Here is a 24,870-nt window from a genome sequence, read left to right on the forward strand (position 1 = left end):
TCTTGTAGCTCCTGTACTTCATAACTTCCCTCCTTTTGAATTATTTTCGTGACAAACAACCATGGGGAAGTTTATAATTACTCACTTAGCAATTTCCCGGTCCTTTTTACTTTTCCTGCTGCGTAGTATAGATATCGTTATGTGTTGGAAAGAGATAGCATGACAAGAATTCAGATAGCTTCATTATCACTCAAATTGATAGGAATAATGTGAGGAGAGGAAATGGAAGAACTAAGTGTTGTTTCAGGACTTATCTTGGTTGTAGCCTCTATAATCGCTAATGCATACTGGCAAGATACTGTAAGATGGGACAGCGAAAGGAGGATTGCATCAAGAGCAAAGAAGCCAATACACACCAGCTACGCAAAAAAATGTAAGAGAAACGCAACATTGCTTTTTCGATTTTCTGTTTTTCTGGGGTTATGTTCTATATTGCCAATATTTTTATATCTGATTGATTACACTGTAGCAGCTTTGTATATTTTGGGACTTGCAATTTCAGCTGTAACACTAGCATTAGCATACTTTACCGTCACTCCGAAGTATTTGGTTCCTACAGGATATCCAGAAGACTTTGATGATATTGAAAAATAGAATGAGCTTTTGAAAGAAAGAGAAAATATAAGAACAGAAAAACTATTTTTCATCTTAATAAATAAGCAGCACATAACAACCAGATGCACGTGAACGAGTACCACAGGACACTTTTTCAGATGAGCGACGGTTTAAGATTTCCAAATCGTCCTCATGCTCTTTAACGTCTTACGGTGGTACTCGTCAGTGATCAGGGCGTTGAGGCTGTAGAAAAAGGCCTCTCTGAAAACTTGCGAGAGGTTGAGCAAAAAAACGGATGCTCAGAATGCGCTGTATTGAATGATCTCGATCGAGGCAAGGGTTTATGATTCCCAAAATCAAATTGATTTTTCGAACTATATTCTTTAAGAATATCGGACGGTATATAGCAAGAACATTTAACACTTATAAGGCCTCCGGTTGTCAAGGGGCAAAGATCACCCGTCACGGATTTTGAAAAAATCCGTCATGTGAGCGATACAAAAAACATACTCTGACTTAATTTCAAATCAGCGGCATCCAGTTCTACAGGCATGATCCCCAAGGAAGGAACAGGGTCAAGTCTTGCATTCGGGGTTTACGTAAAGAGCGGATATTATTTCGGCACTTCCTGATATTCAGAATTATTGTTCCCCTTGAGAGCTTGTCTGCTTTTCCTGTTTTTTCTTTCAGGGTAACCCTGCCTGCCCCCAGGCGGCGGGTCTATTACTGGCAGTTTTAACTTCATTCCCTCTTTTAATTTATTGTCATTATTAAGGTCGTTAAAATAAGCGACGAGAAAGTCCTTGTCAGGATCGTTATAGATTTCTTTTGCAATGCCTTTCAAGGTGTCGCCTTCTTTGGTTTCGTAAGCTATATAATCCTGGTCGTTCAATTTAGTTTTCAGGTAATGCAATGCCTGCTCATTGTCAGGGTCAAAGTAGAGGGTAAGTATAAACTCATTTCTCGCTTCGTAAAACAAACCCTGCTTAAAATAATCCAGGCCCTTTCGCAAATGTCTTTGTGTCTCGATCCTGGTCCTTGCCTCAAGCACGTTTACCAACTCAGAGGCCTCGGGGTCGCCGGGGATGAAGCTCTGCACGATCTTCCAGTTGAAGAGCGCCCCACGCAGGTCTCCTCTCTCCTCTGCTTCAACAGCCTTCAAGCGATATTTTTCCGGGAATGCATCAAACGGGTCTCTGCTCTCCCTCGTGACAGGCTCTTGCCGGACTGAAGGCCTCGGAGCGCAGTTGAAAAGAGAGACCGCTGAGAAAACAATGAGACATGAGATAATAAAATGTTTCATATCTAATTCAAATCATTATTGCTGAACGTGATAAGGTTCCTTTCAAATTCTTTCAGGCTGAAGCTGCCGTAGACCATTGAACGTTTGATCCTGTAATTATCTATAAAGAACGGATTGCCTCCCCGGTATACTGTAAATGCCCCTCTGTAACCGAGTTTTTTCAGGAGCGCCACTGTCAGGGAATTGGTTTCGCCGTAGGGATAGGCCAGGTACCTGACCTCCTTATTCAAGCGCTTCCTGATGATGGCCGCGGATTCGGTCAATTCCTCTTTGAGAGACTCAAAATATTCCCTGAAGGATTCCTGTTCATCCCTCATGTTGAGGTTGCGGTGCGTCTTTGTGTGGCACTGTATATCAATGCCGTTTCCTTCCATCGCGGAGACAAGCTTCCAGTCCAGGGCGTTACTGCCCTGCGTAATGAAATCCGTGTACACAAATAACGTGGCAGGGTATCCGTACTTTTTCAATATCGGGAACGCTATATCATAAGTGGAGCGCCAGCCGTCATCAATTGTAATGACCACTGATTTATCCGGGACCTGTTTTCTGAAATTCAGGAAATCAAAAAGCTCGTCCGCTGAGATCACCTTGTAGCCGTTCTTTTTCAGGAAAGCCATTTGCTCTTCAAAGTCCCTTTCGCTGACGGTCAGGGTGTCTGATCTGTATTTTGAGAACTTGTGATAAGAGAGCACGGGCACTGTCTGATGACCTTTAACGGACAACCCGCCTTTCCTGTAATCATAGAGAGGGACGATCAATTCCTGTCCCGGACCAAGGGTGGTGACATCGTTGAACCCGGCAATAAACCAGTCCAGGGACGGATCGTTCAGGTACTTCCCCGCAAGGGACGCAAAGGTATCGCCGGGCTGGGCAATGACAGCGATAAAGTCGGGAAACACCCGCGCGTAAGACCGCTCTTCCGGCTGCAAATGGATCTGAGGGGCTGTAAAAGTAGATGGGGTTTTTCTGGTCGAGGCACAGCCGGCGAACAGGACCAGCATCAACAGTATCAGTGATAAATAAAATAATCCTTCAGAGCAGGCTTTCCCTATGGATCTTTTGAACATGGTTTCTGAGACACTATTTCTTCGGATATTTTTTGGGGCCAAAGAGCGGCGGCTCTTCCTCCACCGGTGGAGGCGGCGGCGGTGGAGTGGGTTTTGGCGGCGCCTTCTCTATGACTGCTTTTGGATAAAAGCTGTCAACAAATTCCTTCGGCATGGGGTCGCGCGTTTTCATCATGTCCTCAGGTACGTTGATATTCATGCCTGGATGGATACGGCTGGGATTGATGTCAGGATTTGCATCTGCCAATGCCTTCCAGTTCTGTATATCGCCGGTGTACCAGCCCGCGATTATCGAGACTGTCTCTCCGGGCCATTTTACAGTATGAACAAAATAACTGACTGGAGGTTCAGTCTGGGCCGGGGCAGTTTCAGGTGTGGTTACAACAGGCTGTTCAGGCACGGTTTCATCAGGTTTCTGCTCCTGCTTCGCGCAGCTTATAAGCGCTATTGTTATTAGGAAGATAATGAACAATCTTATTTGCTTTGCCAAAACGCTTTTCATTTTTTGTAACCCGCCTTCCTCACTTAACCGTGATGCGTAATCCGTAATGCGTTATGAGTCATCTTTTCTCCCATTACGCTTTACGCATCACGCGTTACGATTTAATAATCCGGGATCAGGATTTTCTTTTCAGTTTTTGAAGATATTCAATAGCCAACTGGTTCCCCGGATTTACCTTGACAGCCCGTTCGATGCTTTCTATGCATTGCTGTCTCTTGCCCTGCTTCTCCTGCATTATCCCGAGATTGAAGAGCGCCTCATCAAGATATGACGGCGATAATCCTACCACCTTTTCATACATCTCCTCGGCCTTCGGGTAGTTTTTATTTATAGCATAAATATAACCGAGATTAAAATACGCGTCTGAAAATTTCGGGTCAAGCTGCGCCGCTTTATTAAAGGCATCAATTGCCTTTGGATTGTCTTTCAATTTCATGTGGACCATGCCGAGATGGAAATGCGCCTGAACATTTGAGGGATCCGCCTTTACAGCCTCAAGCAGCAAAGGCATTGCCTTATGCGGCTGTGTCTCCATCAGACCCGCTGCCTGGTCCTGCAAGGCCCTGGCCTTTGCCTTCGGGTCTTCAGCGGGCTCCTGTTTCTTTACCTGCTCCGGCGCAACTGTTTTTTCAGGGACACGCGTCTCAGCCTGCTGTGAAACCGGGGGTGTCTGGACATCTTTCCCTTTCGGCAAAAGGAAAAATATGAGGCCAATTACAATTACTGCCGCGATCGCGATATACGCAACGGGCAATTTTCTCTTCTCTCTCTGGACCACTTCTTTCTTCGGCTGAACAATTATCTTTTCCTCAGGCTTTTCAGCAGGCTTCATCTGAGGCTGTGCCGGGGGTTTTACCTCGGCCATTACCGTATGGCCGGCACCGGCCTCTTCTCCAATGTGGATCTCGCCTGTATCTCTGAAGGCCTGCAGCTCGGATGACATGTCCTCCGTAAAAAGCTCTTTCATGTAATGGGCGAGGCCGCTGACGGTAGGCTTCAGGGAGAGGTCGATCATGCAGCCTTTGAGATCGGGGTTTCCTTCGCAGATCTTTGTGTTGTATTCAAGTTTCTCCGGCCCGAATATGCACGCCTCGATGTCGTCCAGCATCTCCCCGCAGGACTGGTAGCGGTCCTCAGGCTCTTTTGCAAGGGAGCGTTTGAGAATTTTATAAAGCATCTGAGGCAGCCCGCTGACAACATTTTCCGCAGGCTCAAATTCGGCATCGCGGACCTTGGCGAGTATATGAAGGGTATCGCCCTGGAACATCCTGTTGCCGGTGACCAGTTCATAAAGGAGTATGCCCGTGGCGAATATGTCCGAGCGGTGGTCAATGTGTTTGCCCGACGCCTGTTCTGGCGACATATAAGCTACCTTGCCCTTGATCATGCCCACCTGGGTCATGGAGCTCTGTGTGGCTGCCTTGGCAATTCCGAAATCAACTATCTTTACCTCGCCTTCATAAGTGACGATGACATTCTGGGGACTGATGTCCCTGTGAATAATGTTAAGCGGCCTTCCCTGCAGGTCCTTCAGCTTGTGGGCGTAATCAAGGCCCGCGCAGACACGTGACATAATGTAGAGGCTGTGCTCAAGGCTGAACTGCGTATTTCTGTCTTTGGCGCGGTTGGCGATCATGCGCAGGTCTTTGCCTAACAGATATTCCATCGCAATATAGTAAGTCCCTTCCAAATTGCCGAAGTCGTAGATCTGGACTATGTTCTGGTGGTGGAGCGAAGCGGCAAGTTTTGCCTCGTCGATAAAAGAAGTGACCAGCTCTTTTTCAACGGTCAAATGGGGGAGGATCTGCTTGATGGCGACCATCTTCTCAAAGCCTTCAGCGCCCATTATCTTGGCTTTGAAAACCTGCGCCATACCGCCTGTGGCGAGCTTTTCCACAAGGAGGTATTTCCCGAACTTTACGGGCTTGTCTGCGGACATGTGAGTAAATTTCTCCTCTGTTTGGGAGGTTATCTGTTAAAAAACAATTAAGGCCGTTGTCTAATTATAAAGCAATTTGGTTTTATTGTCAGCGTTAATTCGTGTCTTTTGCAGATACCGTTATTTTGTCACCCTGAACTCGTTTCAGGGTCTCATAACATATCGCGACACCCTTAGATTCTGAAACAAGTTCAGAATGACAGTTGCAAGGTCTTTCAATTTCATATCTCCCTCGTTGCCGGTATTCTTATGATCACCGGGAACGCTGAATATGCCGACGGGTCGAAAAGCATTTTGCCGCCGTGGTCTGTAATTATCTTGTGTGCGATATTGAGAAACAGGCTGCGGCTCCACATCTTTCCCTGCAGCTCCGGATCAAATAGCTCACACGAACATTGGTCAATGGAAGATTCTCCGAAAACGATCTCAAGTCCATTCCCGTTGTCCTTAATTGATATCCCGAAATCCGACCCCTGAGGAAGGGCAAAGATTATTTCCTTAAACACCATTGAGACCGCCTTCCTCATGAGTTCACTATCAACCGGGACCATAAGACGCGCTGCGCTGACAGAAAGAGAAGGACGGAGCCCTTTCTGCCGCCATTCTTCATCATGCCTCTGTATCTCCTCCTGAAGCAGGGTGTCGATCCTGTGCAATTTGATCTGTGGCAGCGGGATCTTAGCGAAATTATCAACTTCCCTGAGGACCATTTCCACTCTTTCGACAGAGGCAGTGATGGCAGAGAGCGAATCATTTTTTAACGCCTCGGGTTCCGGCTTTGCCATCTTCCTTGCCAGGCCCCCGATCACCATCAGAGGGTTTCTTATCTCATGGGCCATGGCCTGTGCGAGCCGGACATAAGCAGCCGTCCTTTCCGCATCGATCAGCCTCGCCTCTGTTTTCTTCAATATCACCATGGCATTTTCATAGTGCTTTTTTAATTCAGACCAGAGGCGGGCGTTCTCGATAAGGGGCGCAAGGAGGGAAGAAATGCCTCTTAAAAATTCCAGGTCCTCCCGGTTATACGCCCCGGGGACGTCCCGGTCAAGATAGATCAGGCCATGAATACGGTTGTGAAAAATAAGCGGGACGCATATCGCGCACCTGATCCTCAGCGCCATGATGCTTTCCTGTTCCTTGAATGAATAATCACTGAGCGCGTCCTCAAGAAGAAGGGACTCACCGTTCTGAAAGATCCTGTTGATAATGCTGCTGCTGAGAGGCACGGACCCGGTAGGGGAGTCAATGAAAATCGGTTTCAGGGCGCCGTCCTCCCCAAACAGCGCGAGATAGCCGCGGTCCTGCTTGAAGATCTCCTTCAGCCTTGAAAATGTTTTTTCACCAAGTACCGTTATTTCCTGGTTCCCGGCCAGCTCTGTTGCAAGTTCATATATCGTATTCAGCCGCCGGTGGTCCGCAAGGTGCAATTCCTTTTCCCTGCCCAGAGAATGCAGGACCATCTGCTCCGGGACCTCCTCTTTAATTTGTGAGAGAACGAGTTTTGTCTTCCCGAGTTGAATGGAATCCCCTTGAGTCAGCGGGGTCTTGTCCCTGATCCTGATATTATTTACGAATACGCCGTTTGCGCTTTTTAGGTCTTCAATGTAAATATGATTGTCCGTCTCTGACACAAGCGCATGCCTGTGCGACATGGTCTGGTCTTCAAAAGTAAGCCCGGTATCTTTCCCCCTGCCGATAACGCACGGCAGGGTAATATCATAATTGCTGCCATTGCCGGTGTCCTGAAGAACAATATTCCTGCTCATTGCACCGCCTGCAAATTAAAAGAAAGGGGATACTCCATTGTCTCTTCCAGTGAGAACTCTCTCTCCACATCCCGGTATCCGGCAAGAGTCAGCCTGACGCGGTGTTCTCCTGTAGAAAGCATGAGAGTAAGCGGCGTCTTGCCTCTGAAGTTTTCATCAATGTAGACACTCGCTCCCTGAGGAGTTGTGATAAGAGTGAGGGGCGCGAGTTTTTGCGCAGGTTTCGATCCCTTTGGAACAGGCGTTTTCCGGTTAACGCTTTTCTGTTCAGGCTTCGGTATCTCAGGGACTTTCATTTCAGGCGGAGTAACCGGGGCGGCCTGCTTCGTTTCAGGTGTTGAAGTTGAAGGGACCGGTTCCGGTCCAGGCATCGGGGTAGAGGCGATACTTTTTTTCGGCTGCGCATTTTGCTGATCAACTGACGGCCGTTGAAGAGATGTATTCGTGTGCTGATAAAAGTAATAGACCCCTCCCGCAAGGATTGCTACTGCTAATGTCACAGCAAAGGGAATGACGTAGCTCCGGCTTTTCCCGCCTGCCGGAGTTTTTATAACAGCCGCCAAACCAAGTTCATAAAGGCATGTCTTCAGGGCTTCCGAAATTTCACTGCCGGACTGAAAGCGTTTTTCAGGCTCTTTCTGAAGCGCCTTCATTATCAGGCTGGAGAGATGATTCGGGACATGGGCTGACAGGGTGGAAGGAACAGGCGGGGTGACCCGTGTAATTTCGTTAAAGACGCTCGCAAGGGTTTTCCCTTCCCCTCCGAAGGGCCTTCTGCCTGTGACCATTTCATAAAGGATGACTCCGAGAGAAAAAATATCGGAACGCCCGTCAACCGGTTGACCAAGTATCTGCTCCGGCGACATATATGCGGGAGTGCCCATTATCTCCCCTGCCTGCGTCTGCAATGTCGTGGTGGAATCTTCGATATGTGCGATGCCGAAGTCAGTGATCTTGATCCGGCCGTCCGGCGTGACGATAATATTGCTCGGCTTGATGTCCCGGTGAATGACACCTTTCTGGTGCGCGTAATTGAGGGTCTCGGCAATTTGTATCCCGAATGTCATTGCCTCTTTAATATCAAAGCGGCTTTCCCTGAGCACATCTGAAAGCGATCTGCCCTCAAGGAATTCCATCGCGATATAGATAGTCCCCTGCTCCTCCCCCATATCATAAATTGTAACGATGTTGGGATGAGAGAGGCGGCCGATGACCTTCGCCTCTTTCAGGAACCTCCTGACGAATGTCTCGGTCGAGGTGCGGTCCTGCCGCAGGATCTTAACGGCCACGAGGCGGTCGATCTGCGGGTCGCGGGCCTGATATACAACTCCCATGGAGCCTGAGCCCACTTCCCTGATTATCTGGTATCTGCCGTAATTCACTCTACGCACTGGCTGAACTTAAACTCAACGCGGCGGTCGATCTCATCTGTAATGTCATCCGCTCCCGTGCCGACAATGTTCTCGTGGAAACCGCGCCCGATTGTTTCAGATTTGTTTACGATCTCCGGGGCATAGGAAGACATATGTTTCTGGATCCACGAAGACCGCTGCAGTGACAGGTTGTCATTGTAGGCTTCCTTCCCGGTCCTGCTGCTGTGGCCGATGATCTTGATCCTGCATTCAGGCACTGACACCACGAGTTTCGCGATCTGTTTCATGTAGATATTGTAGAGATTGGCCTTGCTTTCAAGTGGCACCATGGAATTAGGGGCGAAAGTTATCTTACTGGCTATCTGGCTGGTTTCGGAAATGCTGGCCCTTATAAGTTTTGCGTAGACGGTCTCAGCGTCATCCCACTGGCTCTGCTTAAGAAGGTTGGTGAACTGTCCGTTCAGCACTTCAAGCTGCAGTCCGGTCTGGCTGCGTGAAGCCTCCGAATAATAGGAAAGGGATTTCCTGTACTCTTTCTGTTCATACAGCATGTCGCCCTTGACCGTCATGGATTTTACCAGCAGTCTCTCATGATAACCTTTTTCAACTGTTTCGTCGGGCATCTTTTTTACCGATGAAGCGTACTGTTCGTAATTTTTCCCTTTCAAAAAGACCGGGCTGTCTTTGTAGATGTCCATCGGCGTTGTATCGAACCTGCTGACCCGGACTGACGCTGACGCAAGCACCTTTCCGGTAGACTTTTCGAACACTGTGCCGTACACCTTGTAGGCATTCTCCTGTGACCCTTGTTTCTCCTCGATGGTGACCATGCCGTTGAGCACGTATTCGGACACTTCGAGGTTGTCCGGTTCCATTTCGCCTGTTATCTCGAAGCGCGTCTTTAACTCCTGCGAAATGATCCCGGCTATCCTGACATTTGCCTTCACGGGATATCCTGATTCCACATCGATAAAGGGGTCTATCGCGATCTTCTTCAGCTTTTTATTCTTTGTCACGGGATCGATAACAGCCTTATGCAGCAGATTTCCGATGCTGGATTTTTCAAGCTGTTCGCCGAGATTGCCGGCCAATGCCTTTATCCCCTCCTCAAATTCCATGGTGCGGTTCGGAACGGGGGCGGTATGAGCGCAGGAAATTATAAAAAACGCTGCCAGGACCGAAAGAAAGATTTTCAGGTTTATAAAAGATTTTGACATGGCCCATTCCCTCCTAAAAAAGTTTTTCTTTAAAAAGTTCTATGAGATATTCTTCCTTGCGACAGTATGCCTCTATAAATTTAACACACGCCTTTATTTTTTAACAAAAAGTAAATTCTAACGGCACGCTGTAATATTCCCGCCCGGATTTTTATGCTATTATATCATTGAACTGCGACATAGGGCTTAAAAGAAATATACACAGTAAAGAAATTTGTTTTTCGATACCTTAACGGAGGCAGACAATGCGTTTGCTTTTTACCGGCCACAACAATCACAGAGTTGAGAACGTTCCCTTAGAAACCCTCGGCAGACGCTGTGAGCGTCATGGAGGCACGGGATGTTTCAAACACAACGGACAGTGGAGCGAAGAGGACAACGTGCTGAGGGTGACATTTTCCCCGGTCATCTACATAAACAGCGGGCTTGATGAAACTGCCGCGGCGGACGCGCTGAGTCATGAGCAGAGGCACCTCAGAGACTTCCAGACACTGGTCAGGCAGCTTCAAAGAGACATCAGACGGGTGATCGCCCAGCGACGTTATTCCTACGAGTATATGAGAGACCGCTGGGCGTGGTTTCTGTATGACATCTGCTCGGCTTCAAGGACATACCATCAGAGTCTCGGGGCGATGGTCGAGATCTGCAGCGAGCCCGGACCGCCGAGACCGTGATTATCAGATACTGAACTCTACCTGTTTTATCTCCAAAGCGCTTAAATCTTTTATGGGACATATCCCTCGCCAGACCTGAAAGAAGCGTTTTTCATCCGGGATCAGGCAAAGCGTATCGAGGTTCATCGCAATCTGTTCTTCCCACGTTTTTGTTTCCGGCCAGTCTCTTTTAATTACCTTTGACACGGGACGGATCCCCGGTAATTTAAATTTGATCTCCCCGTCCGGGGTAAAGTTTAAAAGCACGACATCCTCATCGCCTTTTAAATAACCATTAACCTGTAAATCTGGATGCGCGGCATTATAGAAATCAAACCTGAAATCCTCCGGCGGAGAAGGGCAGCGGTCTTTCTGCCACTTTTCATTGTAAGAGCCGAGGTATTTTATGCGCGGCAGCCACGTCTTCCCGTAAAACCCGAACCCGGCAGGTTTAGGGTGGTCATAGTAATTAGTAATCACGTTCTTCGGGTCTTCAATATTCGGCAGCGGTGTCCCGTCAATCGTCTTCAGTATTTTTTCCGGTTTCCTGTCGAGGTACCCCTTCCCTGCAGGATTCTCCTCGCATCTGCCGCCGGATGTCTTGTCCATCCCGCCGAAGGCCTTTTCATACACAATGTCCATTTCAGTAACGGGATGGGCAAACGACATCGATACGGATGAGGACAGGAATTTTTTTGTGTAACTCCACGCCCTGTCGCCGAAGATACGGATTGATTTGCTCAGGGCCCCGACTCTAAGTCCTGCATCGAATGACTGCGCATGACGTCCTCCGGGCGCGTACGCCTTGCCTATCAAAACAATATCAGAGCGGGGCTTGAAAGGCGCGGTGTCCGCCTCATACTTAACGCCGCCGCCTTTTTCACTGCCGTATAATTCGTCCGCAAAGGAAACAGGGATTTGCTCATCCGCCAGCCGGGCCGTGCTGTTTTGTGTTATCGTGAAGGTGGCCTTAACGATAAGGGTAAGGATTGCCTGACCGTCCGGACGGATAAAAGGTAAAGCTTCAACCTGGTATTTTGTATGGTTAATGATTTTCATATGTTTAGTTGATCTGTTTTCCCGCCTTCTAAACTTCCCATCTTGTTCTGTGGCTTATTTATTCTTACACCAGGCAAGTTCCCGGCGCTCCATTGCCGACTCCTCCGACGACCGGACCGACCGGCACAAACGGCGGAGCGAAAGTAGGAATGGGCCCTGTGCCGAGCACGTTCTGCACAAGTGTGCTTGCCTTGAATATTTGAAACACCGTATTGAATGCGTTGGATATTGCGTCAAACAGGTCGGAGTGATGAAGCGCAGACGCCTCTCCCAAATTTGCGACCATCATATTTTTCAGAGATGATGGCGACAAACCGGATTCACCCGGCGATGAAAAGGCAATCAGCGGCAGCGGGATGTTCGGCATCGGCGGCGCCACAGGGCCGGGGAATGCGGCGAATGCGGGATACATGAGAGTCCCCACAAGTCCCATGTGCCAGGGCTGCCAGAGCGTGCCGAAGGCGGTCGCGATGGCGTTGGAGTATTTTATCTCCTGCGGGGTGCTCATCGGCGCGGTTGTAAGCATAAGCGGCGTAAGCGGGGGGCCGACAACGCTGCCGGGCTTCAACACACCAACCGGGCCGGTTATTATCACTCCTGTGACAGCGGTCATCTTCATCCACTGGTCTATGCCGCTGCATATCGCCCCGCATATCCCTTCTATATATTTCTCAAAGGCCTCCCCGATTGTCTTTGCAGCATCTACATGATATTTATTTAACGACTCTTCCCTGTACAGATTCATAGGCGAGTTGGGGGGCGTCGTCTTTTCTTCCTGCTTGAAGGCGTCAGGGTATTGGACCCCGGGTTTGGACCAGTCCACCGGCAGTTTGATGCCTTTGGAGAGGAAGTTCATTTTGGCAAGCTGGGTGAGCAGGTTTTTTTGCGGTGCAGGCATTTTTTATTTATCCCCCGACGATCACGTCAGGGCTGCCTTCTATAAGGTAGCCCATTCCTCCGCAGTGCTCGTCCTTGTCGTCCTTGCGGTGGGCGGCCTTGCCGTTGATAAACACGGTGCCGCTGCCGGTCTTGGCCGTCCACATGTTCGGGCCGCAGCACGCCGCATGGATCCCCTTGTCGTCCACGCGCAGAGCCGATTTGAAGTTCACAAACACGTCGGGCGAACCCATTATAGCCGGGCCGACTGCGACATGCGGACACGCCGGACATCCGTGCGAGTCCGCGTCTACCTTTGATTTATCTCCGAGTCTTCCCTGTGGCGGCATAGTCTAATTTTCGTGAACAGAACAAATTTTTACTAATCATGCGTTCACTGCACTTTCAATTTTGACGGAATGGATATTATATTTCCTCTGAGTACGTTGGCCGAAGAGGAGATTGTTTCAAAAATTATTTTTACGGCATACTCTCCGGGTTCCCAATCCATGGGAATATTAAATTCATATGAAACGGACTGCGCAGGTTTTAATACAAGCATTCCTCCTGCATCAGCTTCTTTTGGAACATCCGCCCTTACGAGATACTCAGGCATTATGGCCTGATGCTTGGAATGCTGCGGCCAGATGTCCGCTGGAGGCAGATCGGAGCGCACGCCCCAAATAGTAAACCCGCCCGCACTTGTCTTTGCAACTTTCAACGGGTCTATTATCTTGACCGGCTCACTGCCTTCCGATATTAAACGGACTGCTAATTTGACCTTCTCTGAACGCGCGACCAGGACATTCTCAAGACCGGCTTTCAGTTTAATTACCCTCAAGGGATGCTTGTGGACTTCCTTGCCAACTTCCTTGAGATGGTCGGCGACCTTACACATCGCAGGGGATGAAGAACTTGGCTCAATGGTCCTGCTTTCGGTTTTCCCTCCCTCTTCCAGGGTGACATGGACCATCGGAATAGTCGGCAAACCGGGTTCGGAATCCGGCATAGGCCTTTTGCTCAGAGTTGAGAACATGTTCTTTAGCTCCAGCGCCTTCTCACGCCCTATGTCAGCCTGGTATATGCCGATGGCCTCGGCCTCCGGCTCTTCCACATTGCTTTCAATGGTCAGCACCGCGCGCCCGGTTTGATCTATCCGCAGAAGATAACGCAGCCCGCCTTCGTCAAGCGGGTAAGATACAGATATAGAGAAAGCTTCATCCTTCATACATTGACCTCCGTAAATGCCTGTCAAAAACAGGCAAAGGAAAATAGTTATTATCGCAATAAATTTTTTCACGTATGACTTATCAGATTAAAGGTTTCGCCGGACTGGCCTGTAAACCATGTGCGGAATTCCTCAAAATAATAATCAGGCACCCCTGTGCCGCTTCCCATGATATTGCCTGGCGCGCTGGACACCCACGGGGCATTGCCGGTCGCGCCTTCGGTATACTCGTCATAGAACCCCATAAGGTGGCCTACTTCATGCGCCCATGACTTTCCCGGCCTTGATTCTATCCTGTACCAGTTGCTCGAATCGGCCCGTCCTGACTGCGGCCATAAATTCACTTCATGGACCATGGTGCCTGAGGCGTCAACAAGCTCCAGCCGGACCTCTGTTTCAAACTTGCAGCAAAGATTGTTACGGCTGCAGTTGCAGCCATTCCCCCTCTGGCAGGCCTGCCTGTGCAGATCAAGCTTGTTCCTGTAAATTACCTCAACCGCATTTTTGATACTCTGCTTGGCATCGGCCGGCACAGGCCCGCCTGCAGGCGTAGCGTTACAACGGGTGTAATAATCTCCGTATGATTCTTTTTTCCCTTTTTCCGGACGCGGCTGGGTGCGGTTAATGAGATGCACCTTGACTGTCAGAGTAAGCTTGCGGTTTGTAAATTCGATAAGCACCTTTTCATCCCAGCCGAACCTTGGACTCGAAGAGCCGGGGGGGCTTACAACGTGACCGCTTAATGATGCCTGAGCAACGTCTGGATAACGGTGAAACGAAAGTTGAGGGGCCTGGGAATCCGCCTGCACTCCTGCCGCGGCAACCGTGAATTTGGCATCCGCTCCGTTCCAGTGATCAGAAGGTTTCTTGCTTACCCATGTCCCGTCAACTGAGGCTGCTGCCGTGTTACTGTTGGCGGTTGTTATAGAGCTGCTGTCGGAAGTCTTTTTAACTGTGAAGACAGCCGCTGTATTTGCGGGGATATTTTGCGTGTCCGCCAGCATCTGCGCATTATCGCCGCACTTCACCGTTGCCGTCGCCCATCTGGCATTAATAATTTTGGGTGACGCGCATGGCGCAGTTGTTCCCCCGACGCTTTTTCCGGCCATATCTACTCCTTCAATTTAGTTTTTATGTAATCGTCAAGACGGACAATTTTTTCAGGGCCGTCAATGTCCTGTGAGCGAAGAATTTCTCCGGCCCATAAAGTTGCCGGATCTGTGTCAAAATCTGCGCCGTAAGACAGCATGTATTCGAGATAGAGAAGGACGTCCTCTTCAATCGTGACGTTGTACCTGGCCGCCTTTTCAATGCCGCTGTTGATCATTGATCGCAAATTACCATCCTGTATTTCTTTTGTCTGCTCAGGGAAGTTCGTTTTCAGATGTGCAAGCGATGTATCGACAAACTGTTCGACCATGTATTCGCTCAAGGCCTTCATTTGTGCTTTTCTGATGACAAACATAATTTCCGTCCTTACACTTTCACCACATTCTGCATTAACTGAAATTCATTGGCGCATCTGAATTCGATCAGGCTGCCGTCTTTCCCTTCGAAGCAGTAGCGGATTACCGGACCGAATATTGTTTCCAACTCCTTCGCATTGCACGTGGGAAGGTAAACCCTGAAAACCCTCGGATCGTAAAAGCGGAAGTAAAGGGGATTGCCGTCTTCGTCATAGACCGTGAGAAATTTTCTGAAATGCCTTTTGAGCTGGTCCGGCGAAGCGGATGATTCGAGAAAGATGCCCCAACTGTTTCCCCATCCGTTGTTCATAAGCCATTCAGTAAAAGTGTCATCCGGCTTAAGATGCAAGAGATAAGGCGCCACCTCGGCCAATTCAACAGCCTTTGTTCCATGATAAAGGCATCCGTCTTTAAAGCCTGCTTCCTGAATTTTTTTGTAGATCGACTCGTCCCTTGCAGCATCAAGTATTGCGTAAATATCCGGCGCGACCTGTCCTTCGACAGGATTAAACAGGTGATTGACGACTTTTTGTAGATTTTGTGTGTACGGCATTAATTATCTCTCATTCATTTTGAAGCCCCACGGGCTTCGTAGTTAATGCTTTCACGTGGCGCAGAACGGCGTACCGGACTTGGCTGCGCTTCTAAGAGTCTGGGCCTGTGCTGATTGCGTTTGTGGCTGTTCGCCCGGTTTTGCAGTGTCTGCTTCGTCCGGCAACTTCGGAGCCTGTGGGGAGCAACCCGACCCTGCGACCGGGGAGCCGCCACTGTTGAGATTTATCTTTGCCCCGGATATATCCACGCCCGAAGGGCCTACGGTTATGAAGCTGCCGCCTGCCTCGATAGTAAACTTCGCGCCTGCCTCAAGCACGATATTCATTCCGGCCTTCAGGTGTATCTCCTGTCCGGCATCGAGGGCGTACTTCAGATCGGCCTTCTCCTGTATATCCATCCCCGCCCTGACCGATATGGTCCCCTCTACTTTCTCGTTATGATCGCCTTTTACAGAAAGGTGCTTATGGGCTTCAACCAATTCGATTTGCTCGTTCTTCACCACTAAATGACGATTGAAGCCAATCCATTCGCGTGAATCATATTTGACGCGATTATGCTGGTCCCTTTCGGCATGTATGAATAATTGCTCTTTATACTTTTCATCCTCGAACCTGATCTCGTTAAATCCGCCACCGCCCTTTGATGAATTCGATTTAATCGTGCTCTTTGTCTTTTCGTCCGGCAGCTTGTATGGAGGATTGTTTGTGCCGTGATAAACACGGCCTGTGATAATCGGCCTGTCAGGGTCGCCTTCGAGGAAGTCTACAATTACTTCCTGGCCGATGCGCGGGATGAACATTGCTCCCCATCCTGTGCCGGCCCATACCTGGCTGACGCGGATCCAGCAGGAGCTGTTTTCATCATTTTTCCCCAGCCGGTCCCAGTGAAATTGCACCTTCACCCGGCCGTATTTGTCCGTGTAAATCTCTTCGCCGGAAGGTCCGACCACAATGGCGGTCTGCGAGCCATGGACAAAAGGCTTCGGCGAATGTCTTGGATGCCTGTACGGCACATCAAACGGAATGCAGGTAAAATTGTTTACGTAAGAAAGCCCTGATTCGGCGCCGGGGATATACTCCTGCCTTGCGTCGTGATGCAGGGCGGTCAAAACATATTCCTTGTTGTTCATGTCCGAACGGTAATAATCCTGAAGCTCAAAGCGGTAGCCGCTGGTAAAGGCCCTGCAACTGCTTGAGCCGTTAATTTTTAATATCCCGGCCTCTTCTTCCTCGATGCGGATTTTTGCAACGTTGTCGCCCTCATTCCTTTTCCCGTACTTCCCAGGATAATCGTATATCTCGCGTTCCCAGGGAAGATAGGACTGCCTGCTGGAAGTCTCCACTTTCAGGCTTGTGTTGGGTGTTTCAAAATTGAAGTCATTTAGCGTATATTTACCGGCCCTGATCTCCTGGGTCATATCAAGGACCGTGATCGTGTCCGCCTCAAGCAGGCCTCCTCCGCTTATCTGATAACGCGCTGTCTCCTGGTTCGGACAGGGTTGGTGCTCTTCAGGGGCGTCAGCTATGACAAGCGTATGCTTCCCCTGCTCGTGCTTGAAAAAATAATATATGCCTTCTTCCTCCATGAGCCTGGATATGAAGTTGAAATCCGTTTCGCGGTATTGCACGCAATATTCCCTCTTGGGATGATTGCCTTTTGTCATTGATTGAAAATCGAAAAAATTATTGTCCTGTATTATATTCGCCACTATGTCGGGGACGGTCAGGTTCTGGAATATCCTTGAATCCGCTGTCCTTGTCAGGAGCCAGAGCCACGGGACCAACTCGGCTGTGTAAGAAGAGAAGCGGGTGTCCCCGCCTGTATCGCCGCCTCCGCGTCCCTGAGAAAAGCGTGAGATAATGCCGTTGAAAAAACGTTTTTCTCCGTTTGCCAGCATAAATGAAACCGTAACATTTTGCCCGATGATGTCCTTGAAAGTTATGTTGTGATTTTCAGAATAGAAGCTTAGATGGAAATGGAAAAGGGATGAAATCTCTTCAGTTCCTGAGAAGTCCGTAAGCAGTAATACGTCCTTCCCCAGCGGGGTATCCACAGCGATAAGCCTGTTGTCCTGTGTAAAAGGCATATTGTTACCCCCTATGGTCTCAGTTACAGCGGACTTGCTTTATCTTCATAACCCAAATGACCCGATTGTCTCTTGCAATTCATTAAGGAGACTTTTCTCAGAATGTTTTAATTTTTAAAATTATAGCAGATTCTAAAATAAATGTTAGGGGAAAAATCACGCGGGAATTTTAATGGCGGCAGGAATTACTTCAAAAATTTGCAGGAGTCTTTTATGTCTTTTTCCTCTATCGGCCCATATACGGTCAGGGCAAAAGAGTTTTGGCCTGTAAGCCGGACTGCAAGGTCTTTCATATTCTCAAGGGTGACGGACTCAACTATCCTGATCACTTCTTCAGGCGGGAAGTACTTCCCATAATATATTTCCTGCTTGGCTATATTAGTCATTTTGTTGCTTGTAGATTCAAGGGCCAGGATGAGATTGCCTTTGAGCTGGGCCTTTGCCCGCTGCAATTCATCAGATGTAAGAGTGTTCGAGAGGTTCCCTATCTCATCTACGGTAATATTGATGACCTCGCTGATATGTTTCTTGTCGGTCCCGGCATAAACCGCCCATAGCCCGGTGTCCAGATACGACATGTGATAGGAATGTATTGAATACGTCAATCCCCTCTTCTCTCTTATGTTTTGGAAAAGCCTTGAACTGTATCCTGAGCCGAGGATGGTATTGAGCAAGTGCATCGTGTACCTGTCCTCGCTGCTGTAAGGCAGGCCTTTAACCCCAAGGCATAAATGTACTTCAGAAAGGTCTTTGGTCACTATATTTAAGCCACTCCTGAACCCGGGCACGGCTTCACTTTTCTTTTGGGAATTCCTTTGCAGCCTGCCGAGGGTACGGTTTATAGAGTCAATGAATTCCCCTTCCTGGAAATTACCGCTGCAGGCTACGATGACATTTCCAGAGCCGTAATATTCCCCCACGTGTTTTACAAGATCATCCCGCGTAAACGACGCGATAGTTTCGCTCGTGCCTAAAACAGGCTGTCCCAGTCCGTCTTCGCCCCACACATTTTTACTGAAGAGCTCGTGGATATAATCGGAAGGAGTGTCCTCGACCATTTTTATTTCTTCGTTTATGATGCCCTTTTCCTTCTCTAAATCTCCAGAGGGAAAGGTCGAATTAAGGAATATGTCTGTCAGGAGGTCCACGGCTTTTTCGATATATTCATCAAGGGACTTAACATAAAAAAGCGTGTACTCTGAGGATGTGAGCGCGTTCAATTCGCACCCGAGGGAATCGGTTTCCATTGCAATGCCCTCTGCGGTGCGCCTGTCAGTCCCCTTAAAAAACATGTGCTCGAGGAAATGCGAAATGCCGTTCTTCTCGCTGCTTTCATTTCGCGCCCCAACCTTTACCCATATGCCGATGCACAGGGAACGCGCCTCCGGCACGGTTTCCATTAAGACGGGAATACTGTTGTCGAGGAGAACTTTTTTGAACATTGTTGCTTATTGAAATTTATTTGGAATGCGAAGCCCGGTTACCCGAATTGTAAATTCCACTTGGGTATAGAGCCGTACGCCCCCCTTGAGCTCTTTACCATCTTGCGCTGCATATTAAGCCCCTGACTTTGTATCCGTCTGCCCTTGAATGGCCTCTTTTCTGCTTAGGCGTATCCTGCCCATCTTGTCTATTTCTATTACCTTGACAAGGACTTCCTCGCCTTCATTAAGGACGTCAGTGACTTTTGCAATTCTTTTGTCGGAGATCTGCGATATGTGAAGAAGCCCTTCTGTGCCCGGGAATATCTCTACAAAGGCGCCGAAGTCAACTATCCTCTTGACCTTGCCCATGTATAATTTCCCGACCTCGGCTTCTGCGACTATCCCTTTAATTATGTCAATTGCTTTTTGCGCGGAGGCCTCATCGCTTGACGCAATATTTATAGTGCCTGTATCATCAATATCTATCTTTACACCTGTCTGTTCAACAATGCCTCTAATTACCTTACCGCCGGTACCAATGACTTCTCTGATCTTGTCCGGTGTTATCTTCATTGTAAAGATCCTGGGGGCATGAGTTGCGAGATGATCTCTCGGAACTGAAAGGATCTCCTTCATCTTACCCAGGATATGAAGTCTTCCCTTTTTCGCCTGTTCAAGGGCATTTCCCATAATCTCTCTGCTTACGCCGCTTATCTTCACATCCATTTGAAAAGCAGTGATGCCTTCTTCTGTCCCGGTTACCTTAAAATCCATATCTCCCAGGTGGTCCTCAAGGCCAAGTATGTCCGTAAGGACAACTGTTTTTTCTCCCTCTTTTATAAGCCCCATCGCAATTCCGGCAACAGGCGCCTTTATGGGAACACCAGCATCCATAAGCGCAAGAGTGCCGCCGCAAACCGTAGCCATGGATGATGAACCGTTTGATTCGAGGATATCGGAGACTATTCTTATGGTATACGGGAAATCTGACTTTGCTGGAAGGATCTCCTTTAGCGCCCTTTCTGCAAGCATGCCATGTCCTATTTCCCTTCGACCCGCGGAGCGGAGGAACTTGACCTCTCCCACACTGAATGGCGGGAAATTATAGTGAAGCATAAATGCCTTCTTGGACTCTCCTTCAAGGGCGTCGATCCTCTGTTCGTCCTCTGCTGTGCCGAGAGTAACTACCGCAAGCGCCTGTGTCTCTCCCCTCACAAAAAGGGCTGACCCGTGTGCCCTTGGAAGAATACCGACATCAGCGCTTATCTTTCGCACCTCATCTGGCTTCCGGCCGTCAGCTCTGACCGCTTGATCGAGGATCATGTTCCTGACAAGGTCTTTTTCCAGTTTATTGAACAGAAATGTAATATCTTTTGAAATGTCCCCTTCACCGGTATTGAGTTGTGTTACAACATCTTTCAGGATATTATTGAGAGTGTCCTGCCTCAGCAATTTATCAGGAATAATGATGGCCTGTTTTATCTTGTCGAGTGAAATGGCTGAGACTGATCCCATTAGCTCTTCGTTTAATTGCGGAGGCGTAACAGTCCTTTTGGTCTTACCGATTAAAGAGACTAACTGTTTCTGGAGATTTACAACATTTTTTATTTCCTTATGCGCTATATCAAGGGCTTCAAGCAGTACGGATTCTGTAATCTCAAGCCCCCCGCCTTCAACCATCATTACTGCTTCTTCAGTGCCTGCCACAACAAGAGTAAAATCACATTCTTCAATCTCCTGAAGGTCAGGGTTAACAACAAACGAGTCCTTTAAAATACCCATTCTGACAGCGCCTACAGGGCCGTCGAAGGGTATGTCGGATATACAAAGAGCAGCAGACATGCCTATAATTCCCAGGATGTCCGATATGTTTTCATTGCCAAATGATAATACGGAAATTATACCCTGTGTCTCAGAATAAAAACCATCAGGGAAAAGAGGTCTGATAGGCCTGTCAATCAGGCGGGACGTAAGGACTTCTTTTTCACTCGGCCTGCCTTCTCTTTTAAAGAACCCACCGGGAATTTTACCGGCAGCATATGCCTTTTCCTGATAATCAACAGTTAGGGGGAAAAAGTCTACGTCTTCTCTTACTTCTTTTTTGGCAACGGCTGTTGCCAATATAACGGTATCGCCATATCTGGCAATTATTGAACCATCAGCCTGTTTAGCAAATCGTCCTGTTTCAAGATAGAGGGTTTTTCCTTTGACTTCAATCTCAACATGTGTCATTCAAATCACTTTCTCAGTCCGAGCTTCTTGATAAGCTTCTCGTATCTGTCTTTATCGGTTGTCTTTAGATAACCCAGGAGCCTGCGCCTTTGACCTACCAGTTTTAAAAGACCTCTCCTTGAGTGGTGGTCTTTTTTATGGGTTTGAAAATGCGTGGTCAGGCTGTTTAAACGCTCGCTTATCAGAGCTATCTGAACCTCAGGCGATCCTGTGTCTCCCTCATGCAACTTGAAACTTTCAATGATCGTTTCTTTCTGTTCTCTTTCTAAAGCCATAATGCCACCTTTCTTTTTTCTATTAAGGAAAAAAATTCTAACACAAACATAATCAGCAAGTAAACCCCGTGAGAAAAAATTATACTGCAACTATGGAGCAAACGTTACTTTCATCAGGGAAACGATCTCTTGTCACTGATAGAAAAATCACTTGCTTGCCATGAAATTAATTATACCAAAAACAATAAAGAAATTAATCGGCCTGACTTTAACTTTCATAAGTGGAAATAGCAGATTTTAGCCAAGTAGAGAGGGTTGAATAAGTGGGACTTGTTGAGTGTCAGGAATATAACACTATTCGTCATCAAAAAAACGGTTTCCACTACGACAACAATTACATGAATAAATTTGAATGAGAAACTTGAGTTAAATCTCCCAATATGTGTAAAATAACACAGTAGCTATTTTGGTTATATAAGGGTGATAAATAATAGAATAACAAAATTTTCTCATTAAAACCTTTATTTTTTTATGCTCTGAACTTATAATTTAGCTACCTCATGGAACTCATTAGAACTGGCACGCATATTGCAATATATTTGTGTGGAAGTATAAAGAAAAAAATTAATATTCTTCAACATAAAGGAAGGAGGCAAGGGCAATGAAAAAAACGTCTATCAACGTAAATAAAAAGGAGGCTATAAAAATGAGAAAAACACTCATAACAGTAGTTGTTGCGTTATTGTCAGTAATTCTGGTTTACGGCAATGTGAACGCTATTACAGGACAGTGTTCTAACTGTCATACAATGCATAACAGTCAGAACGGCAGCACCGTAGATGCCAGCGGACCAAGCCAGCGTCTACTAAATGCAAGTTGTATCGCATGCCATAAGGAAGACACTACAGGAGGAAAAACTAACAGCTTTGGAGCGCCTATTGTATGGCACACCACTGCTCCTACCGGTCAGGGGGCCAGTAAAACAAACGCAGGCGGTGACTTTTACTGGGTTGTAAACACAGGTGATTCATATGGCCATAATGTTGTGGGTGTAAAAGCATCAGATGCAACTATCACTCCTGCGGATACTCCTCCGGGATGGGATCAAACTGCTACTACAGCGGTAACATTTGATAGTAAAACACTTCAGGTAACAGGCGGCGCAGGATGGACCAGTCAGCTTACTTGCGCAGGAACATTCGGTTGTCACGGAACACGTAATGCTGTAGATTTCGGCGGAATACAGGGCGCTCATCACAATAACTTAAACGGCACAGCCACAAAGGCAGATGCTGTAAACACAACTACTGTGGGAAGCAGCTACAGGTTTTTGGCAGGTATCTACGGACTAGAAGATGCTAACTGGAACTGGGCTGAACTATCAACAACTCACAACGAATATTACGGTGCTAATTCAGCCTCAAATAGAAACTATAACGCTGTCTCAACTACTTACACCAATAAGAATACCATCAGCTTCCTTTGCGCTGAGTGCCACGGCCTTTTCCACAGCAAGATAGCTGATGATACTGCTTATGCATACGGTGACCCGTGGAGAAGACATCCTTCCGATATCGCTCTTCCAGCAAGCGGTGAATATGCAAAGTACAATACAGCAGACGGAGCAGCAATCGGGACCTACAATCTTGAAGCACCTGTTGCAAGAACAACTGTCCCTTCTGATTGCACAACTTGCTCTACAGTTACTGCGGGAACAGACGTTGTGATGTGCCTGTCATGCCACAGGGCACATGGCTCAAACCAGCCTGATTTGCTGAGATGGACTTACACCAGTATGGTTGCCGGCAGCACTAACACTGGCGGCTGTTTTGTTTGCCATACTGAAAAGAACGCAACAGGCACCAATCCATAAATACTAATTGAGGATAGTTGGGTATCATGCAAGATCATGATACCCAACCATCCCTTTGCAGGGGTGATTGAGGGTGAAACCGCAGTAAAACTAATATGAAATACAATCAACTTTTTAATCTCTTACTAATCCTTTCAATTTGTTTACTATCAATTTCGCCGCTTTCAGCCGCTATAACCGGCGACTGCTCAAATTGCCACACGATGCACGACAGTCAGAACGGCTCGGCAACGGCGACATTCGGCGCAGCCGGTCAGCCCTGGACCGGCACAGGTCCGTATCGAATGTTGACCAAGGGTGATTGCCTTGGGTGCCACGGGATGGGGACCGCCAACAAGATAGAAACATTGGCCGGCAACAGCATTCCCCAGGTTTATCACACCGACGCCTCTGGAGATCTGGCAGGAGGCAATTTCGCATATCTAACCGGCGCTAAAGGCAGCGGCGCTTCCGATGCCAAGGGGCATAATGTTACAGATCTGGGTAACAGCGATGATACACTGACAGGACCACCAGGCTATCACGGTACTCCTACTGATTTTGGGACAACACTCAACTGCTCCGGAGCAAGAGGGTGCCACGGCACCCGTTCAGGCAATTCATCGGCTTCTATAAAAGGGGCACATCATAAGAACGTAGACGGCCAATGCGATACCGCCGATCAGATATATAACAGTTACAGATTCCTGAATGGGGTAAAAGGTTTTGAAAATATGGGGTCATACAAATGGCAAAACAAGGATGCAAGCAATCATAACGAATACTACGGGGCAATCACTCCCATGACATATGACGGCACCTGTACCATCTGCCATATCGCGCCTATCCCGACAGGCGGGATAAAACCCTCCAGTAACACCATTAGCGCTTTCTGCGGCACATGCCACAGGGCGTTTCATGTTATCAACCAGCTCGATGTGACACAGGGCATAGGCGATGATACAACTTCGCCGTTCCTTCGGCATCCAACCGATATAGTGATACCAAACAGCGGTGAATATGCTAATTACAATCAGGGAAATTTAAATCAATACAGCGTAGAGGCGCCTGTTGCAAGAACAACAGTTTCAAGCAGTATAAGCAGTACTGTAACTCCAGGCGCTGATGCTGTTATGTGCCTTTCCTGCCATGTGGCCCATGCCTCCAATTATGCTGATATGCTGAGATGGGATTACAGCGCTATGATTGCCGGAGGCGGAACTAATGGAACAGGATGTTTCACCTGCCACACGTCAAAAGATGACGGGTCATAAGCGGTCCTTACTATCCTAAACAAATCATCTTAGCCCACGAATTATCTTGAGTAAATCTTTGACTACTTTATTCGTGGCTTAAGTTTATGACGCCGGAAAATTTAAATTAAACTCATAATGCTATAAGTGCGTTGAATTACGGAGCAATATATTGCTATTATTTATGGCCTAATCTAAAATAACCATATTTTTTCTTTGCGTTTCCAAAAGTCATTGCTTTATTTAGAC

Annotated in this window: 22 protein-coding genes; 4 read left to right on the forward strand and 18 right to left on the reverse strand. The window is 47.8% G+C overall.

Features of this window, described 5'->3' with window-relative positions; genetic code table 11:
- The first annotated feature begins 222 nt into the window (after window positions 1-222).
- The gene (locus tag HZB61_00395; GenBank protein ID MBI5055061.1) at window positions 223-594 is read left to right on the forward strand and encodes a hypothetical protein; all 372 of its coding nucleotides are present in this window, start codon (window positions 223-225) and stop codon (window positions 592-594) included.
- 574 nt (window positions 595-1,168) lie between these two features.
- On the opposite strand, the gene HZB61_00400 is transcribed toward HZB61_00395, so the two are convergent.
- The 7 genes from HZB61_00400 to HZB61_00430 form a co-directional block, all read right to left on the reverse strand.
- Entirely contained in the window at window positions 1,169-1,858 is a 690-nt protein-coding gene (locus HZB61_00400; GenBank protein MBI5055062.1) for a LysM peptidoglycan-binding domain-containing protein, read from the reverse strand.
- Window positions 1,859-1,860: 2 nt separating this feature from the next.
- Window positions 1,861-2,925 carry a polysaccharide deacetylase family protein gene (locus HZB61_00405; protein MBI5055063.1) on the reverse strand — a complete coding sequence of 355 codons (1,065 nt, stop codon included), beginning with the start codon at window positions 2,923-2,925 and terminating at the stop codon, window positions 1,861-1,863.
- A gap of 13 nt (window positions 2,926-2,938) precedes the next feature.
- Complete coding sequence (locus HZB61_00410) at window positions 2,939-3,427, reverse strand: LysM peptidoglycan-binding domain-containing protein (protein MBI5055064.1); 489 nt, start codon at window positions 3,425-3,427, stop codon at window positions 2,939-2,941.
- A 115-nt stretch (window positions 3,428-3,542) separates the two neighbouring features.
- Window positions 3,543-5,366 carry a protein kinase gene (locus HZB61_00415; protein MBI5055065.1) on the reverse strand — a complete coding sequence of 608 codons (1,824 nt, stop codon included), beginning with the start codon at window positions 5,364-5,366 and terminating at the stop codon, window positions 3,543-3,545.
- Between the two features lie 221 nt (window positions 5,367-5,587).
- Window positions 5,588-7,132 (reverse strand): FHA domain-containing protein, encoded by a 1,545-nt coding sequence (locus HZB61_00420; GenBank protein ID MBI5055066.1) that lies wholly within the window; start codon window positions 7,130-7,132, stop codon window positions 5,588-5,590.
- Window positions 7,129-8,523, reverse strand: coding sequence for a protein kinase (locus HZB61_00425; protein MBI5055067.1), 1,395 nt, complete (start codon window positions 8,521-8,523; stop codon window positions 7,129-7,131). The genes HZB61_00420 and HZB61_00425 overlap by 4 nt, the downstream gene beginning before the upstream one ends.
- Window positions 8,511-9,722: a hypothetical protein gene (locus HZB61_00430; GenBank protein ID MBI5055068.1), complete on the reverse strand. Its 1,212-nt coding sequence runs from the start codon at window positions 9,720-9,722 to the stop codon at window positions 8,511-8,513. The genes HZB61_00425 and HZB61_00430 overlap by 13 nt, the downstream gene beginning before the upstream one ends.
- Before the next feature lie 245 nt (window positions 9,723-9,967).
- On the opposite strand from HZB61_00430, the gene HZB61_00435 reads away from it, so the two are divergent.
- Window positions 9,968-10,396, forward strand: a complete 429-nt coding sequence (locus HZB61_00435) for a hypothetical protein (protein ID MBI5055069.1) — start codon at window positions 9,968-9,970, stop codon at window positions 10,394-10,396.
- Between the two features lie 3 nt (window positions 10,397-10,399).
- Here HZB61_00435 and HZB61_00440 read toward each other — a convergent pair whose 3' ends face one another.
- From HZB61_00440 to rpsO, 11 genes are all read right to left on the reverse strand, one after another.
- Window positions 10,400-11,434 (reverse strand): DUF2169 domain-containing protein, encoded by a 1,035-nt coding sequence (locus HZB61_00440; protein ID MBI5055070.1) that lies wholly within the window; start codon window positions 11,432-11,434, stop codon window positions 10,400-10,402.
- A 64-nt stretch (window positions 11,435-11,498) separates the two neighbouring features.
- The gene (locus HZB61_00445) at window positions 11,499-12,332 is read right to left on the reverse strand and encodes a hypothetical protein (GenBank protein MBI5055071.1); all 834 of its coding nucleotides are present in this window, start codon (window positions 12,330-12,332) and stop codon (window positions 11,499-11,501) included.
- A gap of 7 nt (window positions 12,333-12,339) precedes the next feature.
- On the reverse strand, window positions 12,340-12,660 hold the full coding sequence (locus HZB61_00450; GenBank protein MBI5055072.1) for a hypothetical protein: 321 nt from the start codon (window positions 12,658-12,660) through the stop codon (window positions 12,340-12,342).
- A 44-nt stretch (window positions 12,661-12,704) separates the two neighbouring features.
- On the reverse strand, window positions 12,705-13,538 hold the full coding sequence (locus HZB61_00455) for a hypothetical protein (GenBank protein MBI5055073.1): 834 nt from the start codon (window positions 13,536-13,538) through the stop codon (window positions 12,705-12,707).
- A gap of 68 nt (window positions 13,539-13,606) precedes the next feature.
- A complete protein-coding gene (locus HZB61_00460; GenBank protein MBI5055074.1) occupies window positions 13,607-14,647 on the reverse strand; it encodes a hypothetical protein in 1,041 nt (346 codons plus the stop codon).
- Between the two features lie 2 nt (window positions 14,648-14,649).
- Window positions 14,650-15,003 carry a hypothetical protein gene (locus tag HZB61_00465; GenBank protein MBI5055075.1) on the reverse strand — a complete coding sequence of 118 codons (354 nt, stop codon included), beginning with the start codon at window positions 15,001-15,003 and terminating at the stop codon, window positions 14,650-14,652.
- An 11-nt stretch (window positions 15,004-15,014) separates the two neighbouring features.
- On the reverse strand, window positions 15,015-15,557 hold the full coding sequence (locus HZB61_00470) for a DUF4123 domain-containing protein (GenBank protein ID MBI5055076.1): 543 nt from the start codon (window positions 15,555-15,557) through the stop codon (window positions 15,015-15,017).
- Window positions 15,558-15,608: 51 nt separating this feature from the next.
- Window positions 15,609-17,645, reverse strand: coding sequence for a type VI secretion system tip protein VgrG (locus HZB61_00475; GenBank protein MBI5055077.1), 2,037 nt, complete (start codon window positions 17,643-17,645; stop codon window positions 15,609-15,611).
- Between the two features lie 185 nt (window positions 17,646-17,830).
- The gene (locus HZB61_00480; GenBank protein ID MBI5055078.1) at window positions 17,831-19,087 is read right to left on the reverse strand and encodes an insulinase family protein; all 1,257 of its coding nucleotides are present in this window, start codon (window positions 19,085-19,087) and stop codon (window positions 17,831-17,833) included.
- Window positions 19,088-19,201: 114 nt separating this feature from the next.
- Complete coding sequence (pnp, locus tag HZB61_00485; protein MBI5055079.1) at window positions 19,202-21,301, reverse strand: polyribonucleotide nucleotidyltransferase; 2,100 nt, start codon at window positions 21,299-21,301, stop codon at window positions 19,202-19,204.
- A 5-nt stretch (window positions 21,302-21,306) separates the two neighbouring features.
- A complete protein-coding gene (rpsO, locus tag HZB61_00490) occupies window positions 21,307-21,576 on the reverse strand; it encodes a 30S ribosomal protein S15 (GenBank protein MBI5055080.1) in 270 nt (89 codons plus the stop codon).
- Between the two features lie 601 nt (window positions 21,577-22,177).
- On the opposite strand from rpsO, the gene HZB61_00495 reads away from it, so the two are divergent.
- Both HZB61_00495 and HZB61_00500 read left to right on the forward strand, forming a co-directional pair.
- Window positions 22,178-23,389, forward strand: a complete 1,212-nt coding sequence (locus HZB61_00495; protein ID MBI5055081.1) for a cytochrome c3 family protein — start codon at window positions 22,178-22,180, stop codon at window positions 23,387-23,389.
- Between the two features lie 95 nt (window positions 23,390-23,484).
- Window positions 23,485-24,642, forward strand: a complete 1,158-nt coding sequence (locus HZB61_00500; GenBank protein MBI5055082.1) for a hypothetical protein — start codon at window positions 23,485-23,487, stop codon at window positions 24,640-24,642.
- The last annotated feature ends 228 nt before the right edge of the window (window positions 24,643-24,870 follow it).

This window comes from Nitrospirota bacterium, assembly GCA_016214845.1.
Lineage (GTDB): Bacteria > Nitrospirota > Thermodesulfovibrionia > UBA6902 > UBA6902 > SURF-23.